We start from the raw sequence: 18,372 nt of genomic DNA on the forward strand, positions 1-18,372 counted from the left end.
CCATCGGTGCAACGGGAGCCCCGCGAGTAACCTGCCTCGCCGTACTCTGCGTAGCGTGAAAGGCGTGTCATGAGCGCTCACCCCCTTCACAGCGGCATGACGACCTATGGCCGGGATGCTTGCTGATCCGTAGCTGTCAGCTGAAGTGTTTCGACGGTAGCCGCACTTACGGTGGCGATCCGCGAAGATCCATGACTCGCCGGAAGCGATCAAGTCGGAGCCTGTTCTGACGGCATTTACCTGGCGCCATCGCCCGGGCAGCGATCTTCGAGGTGCGTGGTACAGGCCCACGGAGCACCCCATAGGCTCTGCCTGTGCTCACCATCGCCTTCGACGTCGGAGAAACGATAGTCCGAGACGACCGTTATTGGGCCTCGTGGGCCGACTGGCTCGACGTCCCTCGCCACACCCTCTCTGCGCTGGTCGGCGCCGTTGTCGCCCAGGGCCGAGACAACGCCGACGCCCTCCGTCTGCTCCAGCCCGACATCGACCTTGACGCCGAGTACGCCGCCCGAGAGGCCGCTGGCCGTGGCGAGCGGATAGAGGAGGACGACCTCTATCCCGACGTTCGCCCAGCCCTCATCGCGCTACGCGCAGCGGGCCACCGCCTCGTGATCGCCGGGAACCAGACGGAGCGGGCCGCCGAGCTGCTGCGGGCGCTGCGTCTCCCGGTGGATGCGGTCGCCACGTCCGGCGAGTGGGGCGTCGCCAAGCCCGACCCTGGTTTCTTCGCCCGCCTGATCGAGTTCACCCAGGCCCCACCGGACCACATCGTGTACGTGGGCGACCACCCGGCCAACGACGTCGGCCCGGCCAAGGCGGCAGGCTTGCGCACCGCCCACATCCGCCGCGGGCCATGGGGCCACCTCTGGGCGGGCACGCCGGACGCCGCGGCGGCTGACTGGCAGATCTCCACGCTGACAGAGCTGGCGGCCATTGTCACTTAACCGTGGGTAGTCCTGTCACGAGGCCGCTACAGTCCGGAATGAAGCCTCGCACTGGAGCTCCCAATGCCTTCAGCCCCCCACGGCGGGATCGGCAAGCGCATCGCCTATCACCGAAGCGTTGCCCGCCTTACCCAGCAGCAACTGGCCGACGCGGCGACGATCCATATAGGCACCCTGCGGAAGATTGAGCGTGGGGCGCGCGGCGTCGGCGATGGGATCGTGGAAGCGATCGCGGCCGCGCTGGGCATCGCCCCGTCCCTGATCCTGGCCGACCGGGCGCAGGCCAGCTCCCGCATCCGGGCGGCGATCCCTGCCCTGTCGGCCGCCATCGCGGCTTACGATCTGCCCGACGACGGGCCCGTCCGGCCGCTCCCTCAGCTGCGCGATGCTGTTGGCGAGGCGGCGGCATGGAGGCTCGCCGCCCAGTACGTGCAGATCACTCGCAGCCTGCCGGATCTGCTGGCCGAGCTCTTTCGTGCCCTCCAGTCCGCGCCGGCTGACGAGCGGGCCGACATCGCAGCATTGGTCGCGTCCGCCTGCCGGTCAGCCGACGCCGTCGCCTACAAGTTCGGCGCCTACGACCTGTCCGCACGGCTCATCGAGCTCACGCGCTGGGCCGCGCCACAGGCGGGCGACCCTATACTCACCGCGGCGATCGCCTACGTCCGCACAGAGACGTTCTTTGCCGCCGACGCTCACCATCAGGGCCTGCGCGCGTTGGAACGGGCCCTCGATGCTGCTACGCACCCAGATACCGTGCCCAGCATCGCAGCCCGCGGCGCCCTTCACATGCGGGCGGCGGTCGTCGCGGGCCGCGCTGGCAACGTCGACGCAGCAGACACTCACCTTGCCGAGGCTCGGCGGCTGGGTGACCAAGTGCCGGAGGCGATCTATGCTGGGACGGCGTTCGGGCCGTCCTCGGTGCGGATCCATGAGGTGTCCGTGGCCGTGAGCCTCGGCAGTGAGCACGTTCACCGAGCCCTGAACGTGGCCAGGAAGTGGGCGCCACCGGCAGACCTCCCCGCCGAGCGACGGTCCGGGTTCTACATCGAGCTCGCCCGCGCACAACTATGGTCGGGCCTGCCCGATGACGCGTTCGAGTCGCTGAAGGACGCGCGGAAGATCGCTCCCCAGCACACGCGCGACCACAGATGGGTACGCGAGGACGCCGCCACTCTGCGCAGGCTGAAGCGCGCCGACGCCGAGAGCCTCACCAGCTTCGCAGAGTGGTGTCGCGCAACCTGATAGCAAGGTGACCCAAGCTGGGTCACTTACGCACGGGCAGGGATCCCAATATCTGACTGTCAAGACGACGGTCACAGACGGGGTCGCATCATGACGAAGCCAGCGCTACCGCTGGTCGCTGCGCCGATCATTGCGCCCGACACGATCAGAACGGCTTGCCTGCATGGCCTGACCTGCATCGATTGCGGCGCAGTCAACAAGCCCCTACGACCCGTGGGCAGCCTCTCGCACCAGGGTGTCTGAGGCCACGTCCCCCAATAGGAGGAACGTCACATGCGGCACGGACAGAGAAACGCGTGGAATCGGTGCGCCTGCTGCCCCGAGCCCCGTCAACCGGTCGGTCCCGACCCCGTCCGACCCTTGTCGGCGCCGGGAACCGCTGACGAACTCCGTGCGGCTTTGGCGCGCATGGGGATCTCCGCCGATGTCCACGAAGGGCGCGGCCTCGCGCTGGTGTCGGTGTGGACCGGGCTCGTGGTGTGGACGGACGGCCTCTGGTACCGATGGTGGACGGGGCGCCGCTCCCAGACGGGCCGCTGGCTCTACGCACATCATCCCGCGTTCGAGCCAGAGCGGGCCGCACGCAGGATCGCTGCTCGATACACCGAGCTCCGTGAAGCGCCGAGCAGCGTGGTCGCAGGTGTGTCGTGACGGTCGGCACAGGCTGCCTGAGTCCGCACGTACCCATGGCCCAACGTGGTCACGTCCGGCTCACGTGGCTGGAACCATTTGGTGCCTTGGATCGCGTCCGCGTCGTGGCGTGGACCTGCACATGCCGAGCCGTGTTCTACGAGCTACGCGAGGGCGGCGGTCAGACTCTTATCCGCCGTACCGTGCAGGCCGAAGCCGCAGACGTGGTTCACGAGACCCACCAGTGCTCCGTCGTTGAAGCTCGCGCGATCTGGACGGCACTGCTGTCAGGTCGGGCTCGGTAGCGGGCATGGTCGGGATCGCTCCAGATATCGTCCCGTCGCCGTGCCGTACCCTGCGGCCTTCCCATCCCACGGCCGCTATTCCCCCACCTCCAGGTGCAGGACCTTGGGAAGGCCGTACAGGCATCGGTCCCTCGCCATCCAGTTCGAGGCCGGGCACCGCAGGGCAGCGCTGGCGCCCGCTTTGTCGCGGCCATGAACAACGGTGACCCCCAGGCGATCGACCACGTCTACGAGGACGACGCCGGTCCTCGTCCCGGTGTCCGGCCCCCGTCGCCGCCCCCCGGGTCTCGCCGCCAACCAGCACCTGCAGAGCTTCGGGCTGCCGATCGAGGCGCGTCCGAGACACGTGTACGTGGCCGGTAACATCGCCCTGCTCATCGTGGACCGGTCGATGCGCGGCACGGCACGCGACGGCTCCGAGCTCGACATGAGCGGCACCGCCACCGACGTTGTCCGCCGCGGCCCCGACGGCCAGTGGCGCTACGTCATCGACAACCCCCACGGCACTGCCTGACCGGCTCAGCGGGCGAACTCGGCCGCATGGTTCCGCGCCCGTCGCCTGTCGGCGCGCGGGGCTACCGGTCACCTCCTCGACCGTGTCCATGTCGGCACCGGCTCTCCGACCGAAATGATCTCGTCGCCTCCGATGAGCACCGTAGTGTCCGGCACGGGCTGGTCGCGAAAGGGGGTGATCACCGCCATAGGCACTAAGGATTGGGCGCAGGGAATCTGTCGAACAACGACAAAAAGCGCATGGCACCATAACCATGGAGTTATCGAGGGGGCTGATCGCTCAAGGCCGTGACCAGCCGGGCGACCAGCACGCGCGTCTCCTCGAAGGAGGCCTCGCTCAGGGCGGGGCTGCCGAGGATCGAGCGCATCACCCCCATGCCGAGCAGGAGCGCGCCCACCATTTCGGCCCGCAGGGCGGGGTTCTCGCCGCCCATCCGCTCGGCGAAGCCGGGCAGGTAGCCCTCGCAGAGCTGCGTACGCAACTGGTCGCGGACGGCCGGGTGGCCCGCGGAGCGCAGCATCCCCAGAAGCGGGTGCTCGCCGGCGAACCGCTCGGCGAAGACGACTTCGCGCAGCAGCGTGTCGGTGATGTGGGGGAGCGGACGCGCCGGATCGTCCGTGAGGCCGGCCGGGATCTCCACGCGTACGGCCTCCTCGTGGAGTCGCTCCTTCGAGCCGAAGTAGCGGAAGACGAGCGCCGGGTCGACACCCACGTCGGCCGCGATTTCACGTACGCCCGTGCCGTCGTAGCCCTGGCGGGCGAAGCGCAGGCGTGCGGCGTCGAGCAACTTGGCGCGGGTGGCGGCTTTGTCGCGGCGTTTCGGCTGGTTCATGCAGGTCATCATAAGTCATCGATCGTTGACTTAGCAGGTCGCCGGCCCTAGCATTCTTGTCACCGATCGATGACTTGAGGGGGTTCGGAATGCGTACCTACGTGATCACCGGCGGCACCGACGGCATGGGCAAGGGCTTGGCGCTGCGTTTCCTGCGGCGCGGGGACCGCGTGATCGCCGTGGCCAGCGGGGAGGACAAGGGGCGTGCCTTACTCGCCGAGGCGCGCGGGCTCGGCGCCGAGGGCAGGGCCGTGTTCCTCCGGGCCGACCTGAGCACCGTCGCGGGGATGCGGCAGGTGGTCGAGGAGGTGGCGGCGACCGGCGAGGCCGTGGACGGGTTGGTGTTCGCGGCCCAGCGGTTCCGCCCCAAGCGCGAAGAGACGGCGGACGGGCTGGAATTCACGTTCGCGCTCGCCTACCTGAGCCGGTTCGTCATCGGCCACGGCCTGATGGAGCACCTGGAACGCGCGCAGGCGCCCGTCGTGATGAACATCGCCGGACCCGGTGGACTGCCGGGCCGGATCAACTGGGACGACCTCCAATGGCGCGAGGGTTACACGGGGATGCGCGCGGCGATGCAGTCCTCTCGCTGCAACGACCTGCTGGGAGCCGGTTTCCCGGCCCGCTACCCGGCCGCCCGTACGCGTTATGTCCTCTACAACCCCGGCTTCGTGAACACGAGCATGGCCGATCCGCTGCCGCAACCCAAGCGTGCCGTCGCCAAGGCGCTCGCCCGGTTCTTCGCGATGCCGGTCGGCAAGGCGATCGAGCCGATCGCCGCACTGCTGGACGCCGCGCCCGGACCCGCCGTCACCGCCTACCTGCGCGGCAAGCCGTTGCCGCTGACCGGCAAGGACTTCGACCCGGCCGCCGCGGCCCGCCTCGACCGCGTGACGACGGACCTGCTCGGACAGATCGCCGCGACTCGGTGACGCACGTGGCGGTTCCGCGGCAGGCGGCCGGTCGGTGACGCACGTGGCGGTCGCGCGGCAAGCGCTGGTCGGTGACGCACGTAGCGACCCCGCGGCAAGCGCCGGGAGCGAGTGGAACTCCACCAGCGCTCGCACCATCGGCGGGTCGCCCGCCCGCGCCGCCATGTGCAACGCCGCCGACCGGAGGTGCGCGCGCGAACGAGTGATGCCTTTTGTGATAGCTTCGGCGGCGCCGTGCATCGCTGCGAACTCGAGGAGGTGAGACCGATCAACGCTGTGACAGGTCGGGGCTCCCTCCCGTGCATGGTCTAGGGAGCGCCCGCACAAGGCCTCCCGAAAGGCTGAAACGCCATGCGCTTCAACCCCCGGACGTCGTCGGACGGCGTCACCGAACAGCTCTTCACCCTCGACGAGATCCCCGGCGTGCTGTGGACGCCGGAAGACGCCGCAGGCCCTCGTCCCCTGATCCTGATGGGACACGGCGGCGGGCAGCACAAGAAGGCGCCCGGCATCGTGGCCCGCGCGCACCACTTCGTCGCCGAGAGCGGGTTCGCGGTCGCCGCGATCGACGCGCCCAACCACGGCGAGCGGCCGAAGGGCGAGGAGTTCGCCCGGATCGTGACCGAGATGCGGGGCCGCGCGGCCGCCGGTGAGGACGCGACCGCGCTGGTCCTCGCCATGCACAGCCTCTTGGCCGGGCAGGCCGTCGCGGAGTGGCAGGCGGTCCTGACCGTGCTCCAGCAACTCGACCACGTCGGCGCGGGTCCGGTGGGTTATTGGGGCATGTCGATGGGCTGCGGGCTCGGTGTCCCGTTCGTCGCCGCGGAACCCCGGGTCGGCGCCGCGGTGCTGGGCCTGCTCGGGGCGACCACGCTGGCCGAGACCGCGGCGCGGATCACCGTGCCGGTGCAGTTCCTGCTCCAGTGGGACGACGAGTTGGTGCCGCGGGCCGAGGGGCTGGCGTTGTTCGACGCCTTCGCCTCGGCCGAGAAGACGCTGCACGCCAACCCCGGCAAGCACGGGGATCTGCCACGGTTCGAGATCGACAGCTCGCTGCGGTTCTTCGCCCGGCACCTGGGCTGACGGGCTGACACCCGTCCGCAGTCCTCGACGCGCAGGCGGGCCCCGGCCGGCTACGGGCTGGGGCTCGTCCTGGTGTCGGCCCGCTTCCTGCTCACCCGCCGGGCGGCGTCGGCAGCCTTCGACGAGAAGGCGCAGGTGCGGGTCGGGGGGTGGCCGTGTCGATCACGGGGTGACCGCCGCCGGGCTGCTCCGGCTCGACGCCGGCCGCAGGAAGAAGGCACCCCCGCGGAACAGGTGACAGTTCAGCGGAAGTCGTCCGCGTGGTCGGCGGCCCATTCGGCGAACGTGTGCGCCGGGCGGCCGGTCACCTTCTCCACCACGTTCGAGGTCGGCGCGGGTATGCCGTCGCGGGCCGCCCACTGCTTCATGATCACCTCGACGCCGACCGCCGGCACCGTCCGGCCCATCTCCTCCCGGGCCTGCGCCTCCGACACCACCTCGATGTCGATCGGACGCCCGATCGCCTCCCCGATGTGCTCGACCTGCCGCCGCAACGTGAGCGACTCCACCCCGTACACGGTGTAGGCCTGCCGCTCGTGCCCGGGCTCCGTCAACGCCGTCACCGCGAGCGCCGCCAGGTCCTTCTCGTGGACGGGAGCGGTCTCGGACTCCGGGTACGGCAGGCGCACCACGCCCCCGCTCCGGATCGTCGCCTGCCACCACCACCGCGTGTTCGTCGCGAACATCCCCGGCCGGATGAACGTCCAGTCCAGTCCCGAGCCCTCGACGGCAGTCTCGACGATCCGGTGCTGCACGGCGATCGGGTTGCGTTCGGAGCCCTCCATCACGATGGCCGCCGACGACAGCAGCACCACCTGCCGCACCTCGGCCGACCGGGCCGCCTCGACGAAGCCCTCGACACCGTCCGGTACGGCGTACACGAACACCTTCGTGGCGCCCTCCAGCGCGGCGGGCAACGTCTCGGGAAGCTCCAGATCGGCCGCCACGACCTCCGCGGAAGCGGGCAAGCCGCCCTTTTCCGGGTCCCTGCTCGTCACCCGCACCCGTTCGCCGGCCGCCAGCAGACCGGCGGCGACATGGCGCCCCACACTGCCCCGAGCCCCGAAAACCACCATCACCATTGCCGCGGAACCTCCTTAATTCTCGGCCTCGCCGAGAAGCCTGATCAGCTCACCGTGCAGGCGGCGGCGCACCTCGGGCGAGAGCGGATCGTCGCCGAAGATGTCCCGGACGAACTGCGGCATCGTGATCGGCGCGAACACCACCGCATAGGCGACCAGCAGCGCGAACGCCGGATCGACCCGCCCGGTGACCTCCCCGGCCTCCTGCCGCCCGCGCATCCGCTCCAGCGACTCGGCCATCCGGGCGCGTTGCGCCTGCGCGTACCGCTGTCCCTCCTCGGCGTCGGCGAACGGGCAGTCGCCCAGCGCCTGCCACACCACCAGCCGCGCCCATTCCGGGTCGTCGAGCGTGCGCTCCAGCTGGGCCGCGACCGACTCCGCGAACGAGGCGGACGCGGCGTCGAACGAGGCCTCCTCCGCCTGCCGGCGCCGCCGCAGCTCCTCCAGCAGCCCCTGCTTGCCGCCGAAGTAGTAGGAGATCAGCTGCTGGTTGACGCCGGCGCGGGCGGCGATCCCGGCGGTGCGCGCGCCGGAATATCCCTTCTCGCCGAACTCGCTCACGGCGGCCCGCAGGATCCGCTCCCGCGTCAGCTCCGCCGCCTTGCCGCGCTCCTCAGGGCGCGGCGCCCTCCGTGCCGCCATAGGAGAGAAGGTAGAGCATCAATCATTTGGTTGACAAGTGTCACTCAGATGATTGAGATTCCGCTTCACGGGGTCAGGCGGCGGGTCAACCAGGCGAGGGCGAGCGGGTAGCGGTACTCGATGCCGCCGTGGCCGGCGTCGAAGAGCTCGAAATAGACGTTCTCGTCCTTGACGCCCGCCGCCTCCAGCGCCCGCCGGAACGCCACCGCCCCGAAGTCCAGGAAGAACTCGTCCTTGTTCCCGGCGTCCACCCAGATCGCCCGCATCGACTGCAGGGCCTCGGCGTGCCGCGGGGCCATCAGCACGGGATCCCAGGACAGCCAGCGCTCCCACACCTCCGGCACGACGGCGCCCGTGTCGTCGAAGGGCACGCGTACGGTCCCGTCGGGGTCCGCGGAGTAGGCGGCCGAGTACGCGTACATCTCCAGCAGCTCCAGGTCCCCCTCCCGGGTCCCGGCCAGGCGGCCGCGGAAGTCGGCGAGGAAGGTGTCGTACGAGCCGTCGTACATGTCCCGCAGCCTGCGCGCCAGCTCGGGGAACGACCTGCGCGAGCACACCTCGAACAGCGCGTCACCGGCGTGCGTGGCCAGCGCGCCGAACACGTCCGGCGCCAGCATCGCGGTGACCATGGCCCCGTAGCCGCCGCTCGACTTGCCGGTGACCGCCCGGTGGTCGCGGTCGGCGATCGTGCGGTAGCGGGCGTCCACCCACGGTACGACCTCGTCCCGCAGGTAGGAGTGGTAGCGCCCGGTGCCGGGGGAGTCGAGGAACTGGCTGCCGCCGAGCGCGGTCCACGCGTCCACGTACACGACGATGGCGGGCAGGGCCTCCCCGGAGGCGAAGACGGCGTCCGCGAGCTCCGGGTACGGCTGGCGGAACGGAGCCCGGTTCAGCCACATGGCGACGTGACCGGTGTAGCCGAGCAGCACGTAGATCGAGGGGTAGCGACGGGCGGGATCGTCGTCGTACCCGGGCGGGACGTACACCATGATCGGGCGCTCGTGCGGGTCGCCCAGCGGGTTGCCGCGCAGCAGGGCGCTGTCGATGACGTCGTGGTCGAGACGGCCGGCCAGCTCGGCGGACCAGGGCAGCATGAACAATCCTCTCAGCCGACGGACGAGGTCACCGTGTCGATGCCCGTCTGCGTGACGGATCGACCGGAGACCAGGACGAGTGTGAGATTGCGCAGGTCGGCCAGGCGTACGAGCGGATCGCCCTTGACCGCGATCAGGTCGGCCCGCTTGCCCGCCTCCAGGCTGCCGGTCACCCCGCCCACCCCGCAGGCGTCGGCGGCGCGCACGGTGGCCATCTCGATGATCTCCGCGTGGCCGAACCCGGCCTCCGCGAACACCTCCAGGCCGCCGACGTACCCGTCCGTCTCGTTGGGGATGCCGCCGTTGGTGAACCCGGCGTCGGTGCCCGCGATGAGCCGGATCCCGGCCTCCCGCATGGCGGCCACGCCGCTCAGCCAGGCGTCGATCATCTCGGGCCCGTACGCCTCCCGCATCCGCCAGAACACCCCATGCACCGTCGGGCACACGTACGTGCCGCTCGCCGCCACGAGGTCGGCCAGCTCGGCGTCGTACTCGTGCCCCGACGGGCCGAAGAACGTGCAGTGCTCGACGGTCGTGACGCCCGCCTCGATGGAGCTGCGGATCGAGGCGTGCGCATGGGCGTGGGCGGCGACGCCCTTGCCGCGCGAGGCGGCCTCCTCCACGACGACCCTGAGCTGCTCGGTGCCGTACTGCGGGACCCAGCTCGGCGGCGCGCCCGGCGTCATCAGGCCGCCGGAGGCCATCACCTTCAGGCAGTCGGCGCCCGCCCGGAGGTTCTCCCTGGCGACGCGGCGGATGGCGGGCTCGTCGTCGGCCTCGCCGCCCATGTACCAGCAGTGGCCGCCGGTGATCGTGATGGGCCTGGTGGCGGCCACGATGTGCGGGCCGACGGCCAGGCCCTCCTCGATCGCGTCGCGCAGGGCCAGGTCGAGGAAGCCGCGCGCGCCCAGGTCGCGGGCGGTGGTGACGCCGGCGGAGACGAGCTTGCGCGCGTTCTCGGCCATGCGTAACAGCAGGTGGTGGTCGCTCTCGGAGCTGCGCCGCGTCACCGGGTCGACCTTCGCGTCGAACCCCAGGTGCACGTGCGCGTCGATCAGCCCGGGCAGCACCGTGTGGCCCGGCAGGTCGAGGACCTCGGCGGCCGCGCCCCCACTGCCGCGCGGCCCCACGGAGACGATCCGGCCGCCGTCGAGGAGGACCTCGCCGTCGGCGATCACCTCTCCGGGCCGGCCGGTGAGCACTCTGGCGGCGCGAATGATCCTCATACGGCCAGCCTGCCACGCGCCTTAAGGCGACGAGAAGGAGATCTGAAGCGCGCCCTGCGACCTTGGAGCCATCGAACGAACGAGAAAGGACACGACGATGACCCAGACCGCCGAGTACGAGATCAACTGCCTCTTCGACGCCCCCCGCGAGCAGGTGTGGGCCGCCTGGACCGAGCCGGAGCGCTTCGCGCGGTGGTTCGGGCCGCGGATGCTCAGCACGCCGGTCGGCCGGATCACCCTGGACACCCGCCCCGGCGGCGTCTGGCGGGCCACGCTGGTGGGCGAGGAGGGGTTCGAGGCGACGCTGGACGGCACCTACCGCGAGGTGACGGAGCCGGAGCGGCTGGTGTTCACCACGGGCGACCCGGACAACCCGGGCGACGGGCCGGCGTCGGTGGTCACGATCGACTTCACCGAGGTGGACGGCAAGACGGGGATGCGCTTCCACCAGTACGGCGTCAACACCGACTCCGCGCACGCCGAGCAGGCCAAGGCGGGCTGGATCGAGTTCTTCGACCGGCTGGCCGAGCACCTTGCCTAGCCCTCACAGCAGGTCGGCCGCCTCCTCGAGCTTGCGGGTGGCGCCCTCCCGGTACGCGGCCGCGAAGGCCTCCTCGCCGAGCGCCTGGCGTACCCTGGTCGCCGCCCGCTCGACGTCGGACCGTTCGGCCGCCCCCGCCGGGGTCTGGTTCCGCTCCCTGGCCGCGGCCGCCAGCCCCAGCAGCACGGCCGCCTTCTCGGTCGGCCCCGCGGCCGAGGCCGCGCCCTCCACGGCGAACGCCATCGTCCTGACGTCGCCCATCCTGCGGGCCGCGGCCAGCGCCTCCACGTGCAGCTCCATGGCCGCGGCCGGGTCCCCGCGCAGCTCCGTGAGGTAGCCCAGCTCGATCAGCGTGTCCGGCACGTACAAGGGGGGCTCGACGTCCGGGCCGCGCGGCACCCCTTCGAGCAGCCGGCGCAGGTGCGTCTCGGCCAGGTCGAGGTGCCCGGCCCGGCGGGCGGCGAAGGCGAGGCCCATCTCGCCCATGGTCACGCCCTCCAGGTAGCCCTGGCTCTGCGCCAGCTTCATGGCCCGCTCGCAGAACTCCATGGAGCGCTCGTAGTCGCCGGTCTGCATCGCGATCCAGCCCAGCCAGGCGATGCGCGTGGAGACCTCCGGCCACAGCCCCAGGTCCTCGGCCATCCGCAGCCCTTCGCCGAACAGCTGGGTGGCCCGCTCCGCGTCGGTCGCCATCTCGGCCAGCGACGCCAGCCAGGCGGTGGCCTGCAGCAGCCCCCACCGGTCGCCCAGCTCGGTGAACAGCCGGGCGCTCTCCTCGCCGGTCCGTTCGAGCGCCTCGATGTCCCGCGTCGTGAACGCGTCCCTGGCCTGCCTGGCCAGCGCCGCCGCGACGCCCCACCGGTCGCCGGTCTCCCTGAACGTGGGCAGCGCCCGGCCCACCAGCTCCTGCCCCGTTGGCATGTCCTTGACGTGCATGCTCACGAACAGCTCGGCCCTGGCCCGTTCGCCCGGGTCCTCCACCGCCGCCAGCACGGGCTTCCAGTCGACCTCCTCGCCCAGCATGAGCGCGAACCCGGCCTCCCAGGCCGCCGCCCTCGCCCGGACAGGGGAAGCGGCCCCGCTCGCGGAAAGGGCCGTCGCGAGCGACCGCCGGCCCTCGGCCAGCCGGCCGCGCAGGAACCAGTACCAGGCCAGCGCGTTCACCAGCCGGGCCGCGCTGTCGGCGTCCTTCCTGGCGACCGCCGTGTCGAGCGCCGCCCGCATGTTGGCGGCCTCCGCGTCCAGGCGCAGCAGCCAGTCCCGCTGGTCGTGCCCGTACAGCTCCGGCTCGGCCTGTACGGCCAGCGCCAGGTAGTGGCGCAGGTGGGCGAGGCGTACCCGGTCGAGCTCGCCCGCGTCGGACAGCTTGGCCCGGCAGTACTCCGACACCGACTCCAGCAGCCGGTACCGGACGCCCGCGGGGGTCTCGACCACGACCACGAGCGAGCGGTCGACCAGGCGGGCCAGCAGGTCGAGCACATCGAGTTCCGGGGCGTCGCAGACGGATTCGGCGGCCTCCAGCGTGCAGCCGTCGGCGTGCACCGCGAGGCGGCGCAGGACGCGGCGCTCGTCGTCGGACAGCAGATCCCAGCTCCAGTCGATCACCGCGGTGAGCGTCTGCTGGCGGGCCGGCGCGCCCCGCTGCCCCGAGGCCAGCAGCTTGAACCGGTCGTCCAGCCTGGACACCACGCCCTGGACGCCCAGCGCCCGCACCCGGGTCGCGGCCAGCTCCAGCGCCAGCGGGATGCCGTCGAGCCGCCGGCAGAGCTGCGCCACGGCCGCCGCGTTGCGCGCGTCGAGCGCGAAGCCGCGGGCGGAGGCCGCGGCCCTGGTCACGAACAGCCTGACCGCGTCCGAACGCGCCATGACCGCCGGATCGGCGCTGTCCGGCACGTCGAGCGGCGGCACGCTCCACAGCACCTCGCCGGCCACGGCCAGCGGCTCCCTGCTCGTGGCCAGGATCCGCAGGTCGGGGCAGGCCCGCAGGAGCGCCTCGGCCAGCTCGGCGACCTGCTCGACCACGTGCTCGCAGTTGTCCAGGACCAGCAGCATCCGCCTGGTCCTGAGCGCGGCGGCCAGCGGCCCCAGCGGGTCGGCGGCGGCCGCGTCCTCCCTGATGTCCAGCGCCGCCGTGACGGCCTCGACGGGGGAGCGGGACGCCTGGTCGAGCGCGACCAGCCAGGCCCCGTCGGCGAACCCGTCCACCAGCCGGTTCGCGGCCTCCAGCGCCAGCCGGGTCTTGCCCACCCCGCCGCTGCCGGTGAGCGTCACCAGCCGTTCGTCGCCCACCAGCGCGCACACCTCGGCCAGCGCCTCGTCCCGGCCGATGAGCTTGCTGACGGAGGCGGGCAGGTTCGTGACGGGGCGGTCGGCGGGCACGCTCAGGGCCGGGTCCTGCCCGAGTATCGCCTGGTGCAGGGCGACCAGCTCGGGTCCCGGGTCCAGGCCGAGCTCGTCGGCCAGCCGGTCCCGCAGCTCGCCGTACGAGGCCAGCGCCTCGCTCTGGCGTCCCGCGCGGTACAGGGCCCGCATGTGGACGGCGCGCAGGCGCTCCCTGAGCGGATGCCTGGCCACCAGGTCGCCCAGCTCGCCCACCAGCAGGCCGTGCTCGCCCAGCTCCAGCCGCGCCTCGGCGTGCTGCTCCAGCGCGGACAGCCGCTGCTCCTCCAGGCGCAGGATGGCCGACCTGGTGTACTCCTCGTCGGCGAAGTCGGCGTACGCGGGCCCCCGCCACAGCGCCAGCGCGTCGGCCAGCAGCCCCGCCCTGGTCCGCGGGCTGTCGCTGGCCTCCGCCTGGGCCAGCAGGCCGGCGAAGCGCGCCGCGTCCAGGGCGCCGTCCTCGTGGCGCAGCAGGTAGCCGGGGGCGCGGGAGACGACGAGGTTCTTGCCGCCGGGCTCGGCGTCCTCGAACGCCTTGCGCAGCTGCGAGACGCGCACCTGCAGCGCCCCGGCCGGATTGCCCGGCGGCTCGGCGCCCCACAGGTCGTCGACCAGCCGGTCCACGGACACGGGATGGCCCTCGTGGACGAGCAGGTCCACGAGCAGCGCCCGTACCTTGAGCCCGGGAACCGTGACGCTCTCGCCGGAGTCCGTCCACACGGCCAGCGGACCCAGCACCCCAAAACGCATGCACGTCACCTTATGCGCGGCCTTAAGCCCACGAAAAGAACATCGGAAGCCCCTTGCAGCACGGTGAAGACAACTGAAAGGGGAACGAGATGAACACCACCACCACTGAGGGCGCCCGCGCGGGTCGCCGGGAATGGACCGGGCTGGCCGTCCTGGCCTCCGTGGCCCTGCTGCTCTCGGTCGACGTCAGCGTGCTCTACCTGGCGCTTCCGCACCTCAGCGCCGACCTCGGGGCCGGCGCGCCGCAGCAGCTCTGGATCATGGACATCTACAGCTTCATGCTGGCCGGGTTCCTGGTCACGATGGGGACGCTGGGGGACCGGATCGGGCGGCGCCGGCTGCTGATGATCGGGGCGACGGCGTTCGGCGCGGCCTCGGTGGTGGCCGCGTACTCGGTGAGCGCCGAGATGCTGATCGTGGCCCGGGCGCTGCTCGGCATCGCCGGGGCGACGCTGATGCCGTCGTCGATGGCGCTGATCAGGAACATGTTCCAGGACGCCAAGCAGATGGGGACCGCGATCGGGCTCTGGTTCGGCTGCTTCATGCTGGGCATGGCGGCCGGGCCGATCGTGGGCGGGCTGCTGCTCGAGCACTTCTGGTGGGGCGCGGCCTTCCTGATGGGGGTGCCGTTCATGGTGGCGCTGCTGGTGGCCGGGCGGACGCTGCTGCCCGAGTACCGCGACCCGAACGCGGGCCGGCTCGACCTCGCCAGCGTCGCGCTGTCGCTCGCGACCATCCTGCCGGTCGTGTACGGGCTCAAGGAGATCGCCAGGGGCGGCTGGCACCCGGTGCCCGTGGCGGCGGTCGTGGCCGGGGCGGCGTTCGCCGTGGTGTTCGTACGGCGGCAGCGCCGGCTCGCCGACCCCCTGCTCGACCTGCGCCTGTTCGGCAACCGGGCCTTCGCGACCACGCTCGGGACCATGCTCCTCGGCGGCGTCGTGATGGCCGGCACGACGCTGATGACCACCCAGTACCTGCAGACCGTCGAGGCCATGTCCCCGCTGGAGGCGGGTCTCTGGCTCGTGCCACAGAACCTCGCCATGATCGTCGCCCTGGGGCTGGCCCCCGCCCTCGCCCGCCGCGTCGGCACCGCGTACGTGATGGCCGGCGGGTTCGCCGTGGGCGCGGTCGGGCTGTTCCTGCACACGCAGGTGCCGAGCGCCGGCGGCACCGGGCTGGTCGTGGCCGGGCTCGTCCTGGCCTCCGCGGGCATCGCGCTGCCGATGGGCGTGGGCAACGGCGTCATCATGACGGCCGCGCCCGCGGAGAAGGCCGGCTCCGCGGCCTCGCTGTCGGAGACGGGCGGCGAGTTCGGCGTCGCGGTGGGCGTGGCCGCGCTGGGCAGCCTCGGCAGCGCCGTCTACCGCGGGCAGCTCCCCGAGCACCTGCCGGTGGAGGCGGTCCGGGAGAGCATCACCGCCGCGGTGATCGCCGCCAAGGACCGGCCCGACCTGCTGGACCTGGCGCGGGCGGCGTTCACCACGGGGCTCAACACGGTGGCGGTGGTCAGCGCGATCACCTTCGTCGGCCTGGCCGCCCTCACCCTCGTGGTCCTCCGGCGCCACGCGGCATGACCCTCGCGCGCCGCGACTCACGCCGGACCGGCCCCCGAGGCCTGTCCGGCGTCATCGCGTTCCACGACCTCCCGGCGATGGGCGACCAGCAGCAGCACGGCCGGCACCACCGCGAGCACGAACGGCGACGGCTCGAACAGCGCGGCACCACCCAGCGCCCACACCCCTACCCCGATCCCGAGATAGGCCGGCGGCACCTGCCCCCGTCGCCCGAACCCCACCACCAGCGCCCCGATCAGCCCCAGCGGCACCGCGAAGCTCCCCCAGACCAGCCAGAACGCCCCCACGTCCGGCGCGAGCCGCGACAGGTCCTCCGGCCCCGGCGGGAAGAACCACATGCCCCCGCCGAACCAGCTCGGAATGTGCGCCGCACTCAGTGCGGCGGTGGCGACCAGGTGCACGCAGGCCAGGAACACCAGCATCCCGCCCGCTCGCCCGCCACGCCACCAAGCAGGCCATGATCTTCGCGGCCGTCATGCACGACCTGGAGCTGGAGACACCCCCCGACACCGGCTCCCTCACCGCCGACCTGGCCGCCCTCACCCACCTCATCGCCACCACCCTGAGCGCGCCGCCGCCCGGAGTCGTGCCGGGGCTGCTGGCGGACGTGCACGCGGACGAGGCGATGGCCGCCGCGTTCGCGGGCACGTTCGTCAGGGCCGAGCGCGAGTGCGTGACCGAGGTGCTGGACCGGGCTGTGGCGCGCCGCGAGCTGCCGTCCCGGCCGGATCCCGCGAGGGTCCACGCCATGCTCCTGGGGCCGATCTTCGCCTGGCTCTTCCTCCTGCTGGAAGACCCCTGCCGGCTGGACGCCCTGGCGGACACCCTGGCCGCCGACGTGGCCCGCCTCCTGACCGGCGACACCACCTGACGCCCGCCGCGCCTATGGGGCCGCATCCACCTCAGGCGGTCCGTCCCCCGGAGGACCGCACCGCCATCTCCGCGTTTCTGGGCACGTCCTGCGCCGTGCAAACTCGTGCACATTCGTTGCCCCTGGGAAACGCCCACCTCTAACATCGTGGCGACCGACGTCCCTCCGCCTTGCACGTGCAGATACGCCAAGTAGTCATCAGTCGCACTCGGTACTTGGGGAGCCGTGAATTAGCGCGTATGTGCGAGCTGCTTCCTTTTGGTCCCTCTCGGGAGGGGATTTTTCATCCTCGGAAGGAAAATCCATACATGCACATGCATTTGCACCTGCGCCACTGCAGATGAACCGCCATAATCTCGGGCAGCGATGCACGAGCGTCGCGTATGACCTCAGACCAACCTCTCGATCTTGATCCGTCGGACCGAAGTGAGAAGAAGTTGACCAGCACGCTGCGCATCGCGCTCTGCTTAGCCATCGACCTGCTCTTCTCGCTGGTGATCGCGCTCATCGCGCTCATCGTGGCGAGAGAGAACAGCGTCCCGATGGCCGGTGCTCTTGTATGGGGCGGCGGTACGTTCATCGCCACGGCCACACTGGTTACGTCGATCATGAACCATGCAGGTGCATTTGACCGGGGGCAGGAGGCTCCCTAGTGGCGGGTGGTCTCTTGATCTCGGTCTGCTTCGAATCCGGGCGCCTCTCGGGCAAGGTGCATGTCTCCGAGTCGCCCCTGGGCCCTGCACCCGAGGGACGAGACCGTTCGCCCGACGGCAGCCCAAGGTGATCCTCGGCTCAGCCGGAGCCCGCTGAGGCGGCTCTGGCTCGCAGCCGGACGGGCCTGCCGCCCGCGGTACCCCATCATGCCTTTCAGGGCCTCAGCTGGAAGGCGGGGCTTTCCTGGCCGAGCCGCGGTAGCGGTCGGCGTCGTAGCGGCGGTCGTTGTCGTCCAGTTTGGCCTGGGCCACCTCCACCAGGTCCACCCCCAGCACGTCGGCCAGCCGGATGAGGTAGAGGGTGACGTCCCCCAGCTCGGTACGTATCCGGGCGAGCGCCTCGGGATCCGGCTTCGCGGACTCCTCGGCCGTGAGCCACTGGAACTCCGCCACCAGCTCCCCGACCTCACCGGCCAGCGCCATCGTCAGGTTCTTGGGCGTGTGAAACTGCTCCCAGTCCCTGACCCTGGCGAACTCGCGCAGGCGTTCGGCGAGGCGTTCCAAGTCCGTCGTCACGTCGCACGACCCTACCCATCCCCGGCGGTATGTTGCTGCTCGTGAATGGGGTCGAGCTGTTCCTGTTGGGCCGGACGCTGATGAAGATCGGCGAGGAGGCCATGCCGACCGAGGGCATCGGTGAGCACTCCACGAGCGTGCGCACGGTTCTGATCGTGGTGAGCGACCTGCGCGGACATCCCGACACCACCGTGGGTGAGATCGCCGCGCGTACCGGGCTGCCGCAGAGTGCCGTGTCGGCGGCCATCGCGCGGCTGCGCTCCGTGGGCGCGGTGATCGCCGAGACGGATCCCGCGGACCGGCGGCGCACGATCATCCGGGAGGCGCCCGAGGTGTCCGAGCGGGTGACGCAGGTCAGGGACACCCCGATCGACGCCGCGCTGGGGGTGGCGCTGGGCACGGACGACCCGCGGCGCGTGGCGGAGACCGTGGCGCTCCTGGAGGAGCTGGCCGCCGCACTGATCCCGGGAGTAATCCATCAAACTTGATGTATCAA

The 18,372-nt window shown here is 71.3% G+C and carries 18 protein-coding genes; 10 read left to right on the forward strand and 8 right to left on the reverse strand.

Annotated features, from left to right (window positions below):
• Positions 1 to 314: 314 nt before the first annotated feature.
• The 3 genes from HD596_RS22185 to HD596_RS22195 all read left to right on the forward strand — a co-directional run bounded on the left by HD596_RS22185 (position 315) and on the right by HD596_RS22195 (position 3,641).
• Positions 315 to 947, forward strand: coding sequence for an HAD family hydrolase (locus HD596_RS22185; RefSeq protein WP_185071255.1), 633 nt, complete (start codon positions 315 to 317; stop codon positions 945 to 947).
• 63 nt (positions 948 to 1,010) lie between these two features.
• Complete coding sequence (locus HD596_RS22190) at positions 1,011 to 2,192, forward strand: helix-turn-helix domain-containing protein (protein ID WP_185071256.1); 1,182 nt, start codon at positions 1,011 to 1,013, stop codon at positions 2,190 to 2,192.
• Positions 2,193 to 3,383: 1,191 nt separating this feature from the next.
• A complete protein-coding gene (locus HD596_RS22195; RefSeq protein ID WP_221519454.1) occupies positions 3,384 to 3,641 on the forward strand; it encodes a YybH family protein in 258 nt (85 codons plus the stop codon).
• 259 nt (positions 3,642 to 3,900) lie between these two features.
• Here HD596_RS22195 and HD596_RS22200 read toward each other — a convergent pair whose 3' ends face one another.
• On the reverse strand, positions 3,901 to 4,473 hold the full coding sequence (locus HD596_RS22200; RefSeq protein WP_185071257.1) for a TetR/AcrR family transcriptional regulator: 573 nt from the start codon (positions 4,471 to 4,473) through the stop codon (positions 3,901 to 3,903).
• Between the two features lie 89 nt (positions 4,474 to 4,562).
• Between HD596_RS22200 and HD596_RS22205 the strand changes: the two genes are divergently transcribed.
• A complete protein-coding gene (locus HD596_RS22205) occupies positions 4,563 to 5,405 on the forward strand; it encodes an SDR family NAD(P)-dependent oxidoreductase (RefSeq protein ID WP_185071258.1) in 843 nt (280 codons plus the stop codon).
• 351 nt (positions 5,406 to 5,756) lie between these two features.
• Positions 5,757 to 6,488, forward strand: a complete 732-nt coding sequence (locus HD596_RS22210) for a dienelactone hydrolase family protein (protein WP_185071259.1) — start codon at positions 5,757 to 5,759, stop codon at positions 6,486 to 6,488.
• A 242-nt stretch (positions 6,489 to 6,730) separates the two neighbouring features.
• Here the strand turns inward: HD596_RS22210 and HD596_RS22215 are convergent, their stop codons facing one another.
• The 4 genes from HD596_RS22215 to HD596_RS22230 form a co-directional block, all read right to left on the reverse strand.
• On the reverse strand, positions 6,731 to 7,570 hold the full coding sequence (locus HD596_RS22215) for an NAD(P)H-binding protein (RefSeq protein ID WP_185071260.1): 840 nt from the start codon (positions 7,568 to 7,570) through the stop codon (positions 6,731 to 6,733).
• A 15-nt stretch (positions 7,571 to 7,585) separates the two neighbouring features.
• The gene (locus HD596_RS22220; protein WP_221519455.1) at positions 7,586 to 8,212 is read right to left on the reverse strand and encodes a TetR/AcrR family transcriptional regulator; all 627 of its coding nucleotides are present in this window, start codon (positions 8,210 to 8,212) and stop codon (positions 7,586 to 7,588) included.
• 65 nt (positions 8,213 to 8,277) lie between these two features.
• The gene (locus HD596_RS22225; RefSeq protein ID WP_185071261.1) at positions 8,278 to 9,306 is read right to left on the reverse strand and encodes an alpha/beta hydrolase; all 1,029 of its coding nucleotides are present in this window, start codon (positions 9,304 to 9,306) and stop codon (positions 8,278 to 8,280) included.
• A gap of 11 nt (positions 9,307 to 9,317) precedes the next feature.
• Positions 9,318 to 10,532, reverse strand: coding sequence for an amidohydrolase family protein (locus tag HD596_RS22230; protein ID WP_185071262.1), 1,215 nt, complete (start codon positions 10,530 to 10,532; stop codon positions 9,318 to 9,320).
• A gap of 97 nt (positions 10,533 to 10,629) precedes the next feature.
• On the opposite strand from HD596_RS22230, the gene HD596_RS22235 reads away from it, so the two are divergent.
• Positions 10,630 to 11,073 (forward strand): SRPBCC family protein, encoded by a 444-nt coding sequence (locus HD596_RS22235; protein ID WP_185071263.1) that lies wholly within the window; start codon positions 10,630 to 10,632, stop codon positions 11,071 to 11,073.
• Positions 11,074 to 11,076: 3 nt separating this feature from the next.
• Here HD596_RS22235 and HD596_RS22240 read toward each other — a convergent pair whose 3' ends face one another.
• Positions 11,077 to 14,202, reverse strand: a complete 3,126-nt coding sequence (locus HD596_RS22240) for an AfsR/SARP family transcriptional regulator (protein ID WP_185071264.1) — start codon at positions 14,200 to 14,202, stop codon at positions 11,077 to 11,079.
• An 89-nt stretch (positions 14,203 to 14,291) separates the two neighbouring features.
• On the opposite strand from HD596_RS22240, the gene HD596_RS22245 reads away from it, so the two are divergent.
• Positions 14,292 to 15,776, forward strand: coding sequence for an MFS transporter (locus HD596_RS22245; protein ID WP_185071265.1), 1,485 nt, complete (start codon positions 14,292 to 14,294; stop codon positions 15,774 to 15,776).
• Between the two features lie 17 nt (positions 15,777 to 15,793).
• On the opposite strand, the gene HD596_RS22250 is transcribed toward HD596_RS22245, so the two are convergent.
• Entirely contained in the window at positions 15,794 to 16,198 is a 405-nt protein-coding gene (locus HD596_RS22250) for a hypothetical protein (protein WP_185071266.1), read from the reverse strand.
• Positions 16,199 to 16,233: 35 nt separating this feature from the next.
• On the opposite strand from HD596_RS22250, the gene HD596_RS22255 reads away from it, so the two are divergent.
• Positions 16,234 to 16,647, forward strand: a complete 414-nt coding sequence (locus HD596_RS22255) for a TetR-like C-terminal domain-containing protein (RefSeq protein WP_185071267.1) — start codon at positions 16,234 to 16,236, stop codon at positions 16,645 to 16,647.
• A 437-nt stretch (positions 16,648 to 17,084) separates the two neighbouring features.
• Complete coding sequence (locus HD596_RS22260) at positions 17,085 to 17,300, forward strand: hypothetical protein (RefSeq protein ID WP_185071268.1); 216 nt, start codon at positions 17,085 to 17,087, stop codon at positions 17,298 to 17,300.
• 222 nt (positions 17,301 to 17,522) lie between these two features.
• Here HD596_RS22260 and HD596_RS22265 read toward each other — a convergent pair whose 3' ends face one another.
• Positions 17,523 to 17,876, reverse strand: a complete 354-nt coding sequence (locus HD596_RS22265) for a nucleotide pyrophosphohydrolase (protein WP_185071269.1) — start codon at positions 17,874 to 17,876, stop codon at positions 17,523 to 17,525.
• A gap of 41 nt (positions 17,877 to 17,917) precedes the next feature.
• On the opposite strand from HD596_RS22265, the gene HD596_RS22270 reads away from it, so the two are divergent.
• The gene (locus HD596_RS22270) at positions 17,918 to 18,364 is read left to right on the forward strand and encodes a MarR family transcriptional regulator (protein ID WP_313044642.1); all 447 of its coding nucleotides are present in this window, start codon (positions 17,918 to 17,920) and stop codon (positions 18,362 to 18,364) included.
• The last annotated feature ends 8 nt before the right edge of the window (positions 18,365 to 18,372 follow it).

The sequence above is a fragment of the Nonomuraea jabiensis genome, assembly GCF_014204795.1.
GTDB classification, from domain to species: domain Bacteria; phylum Actinomycetota; class Actinomycetes; order Streptosporangiales; family Streptosporangiaceae; genus Nonomuraea; species Nonomuraea jabiensis.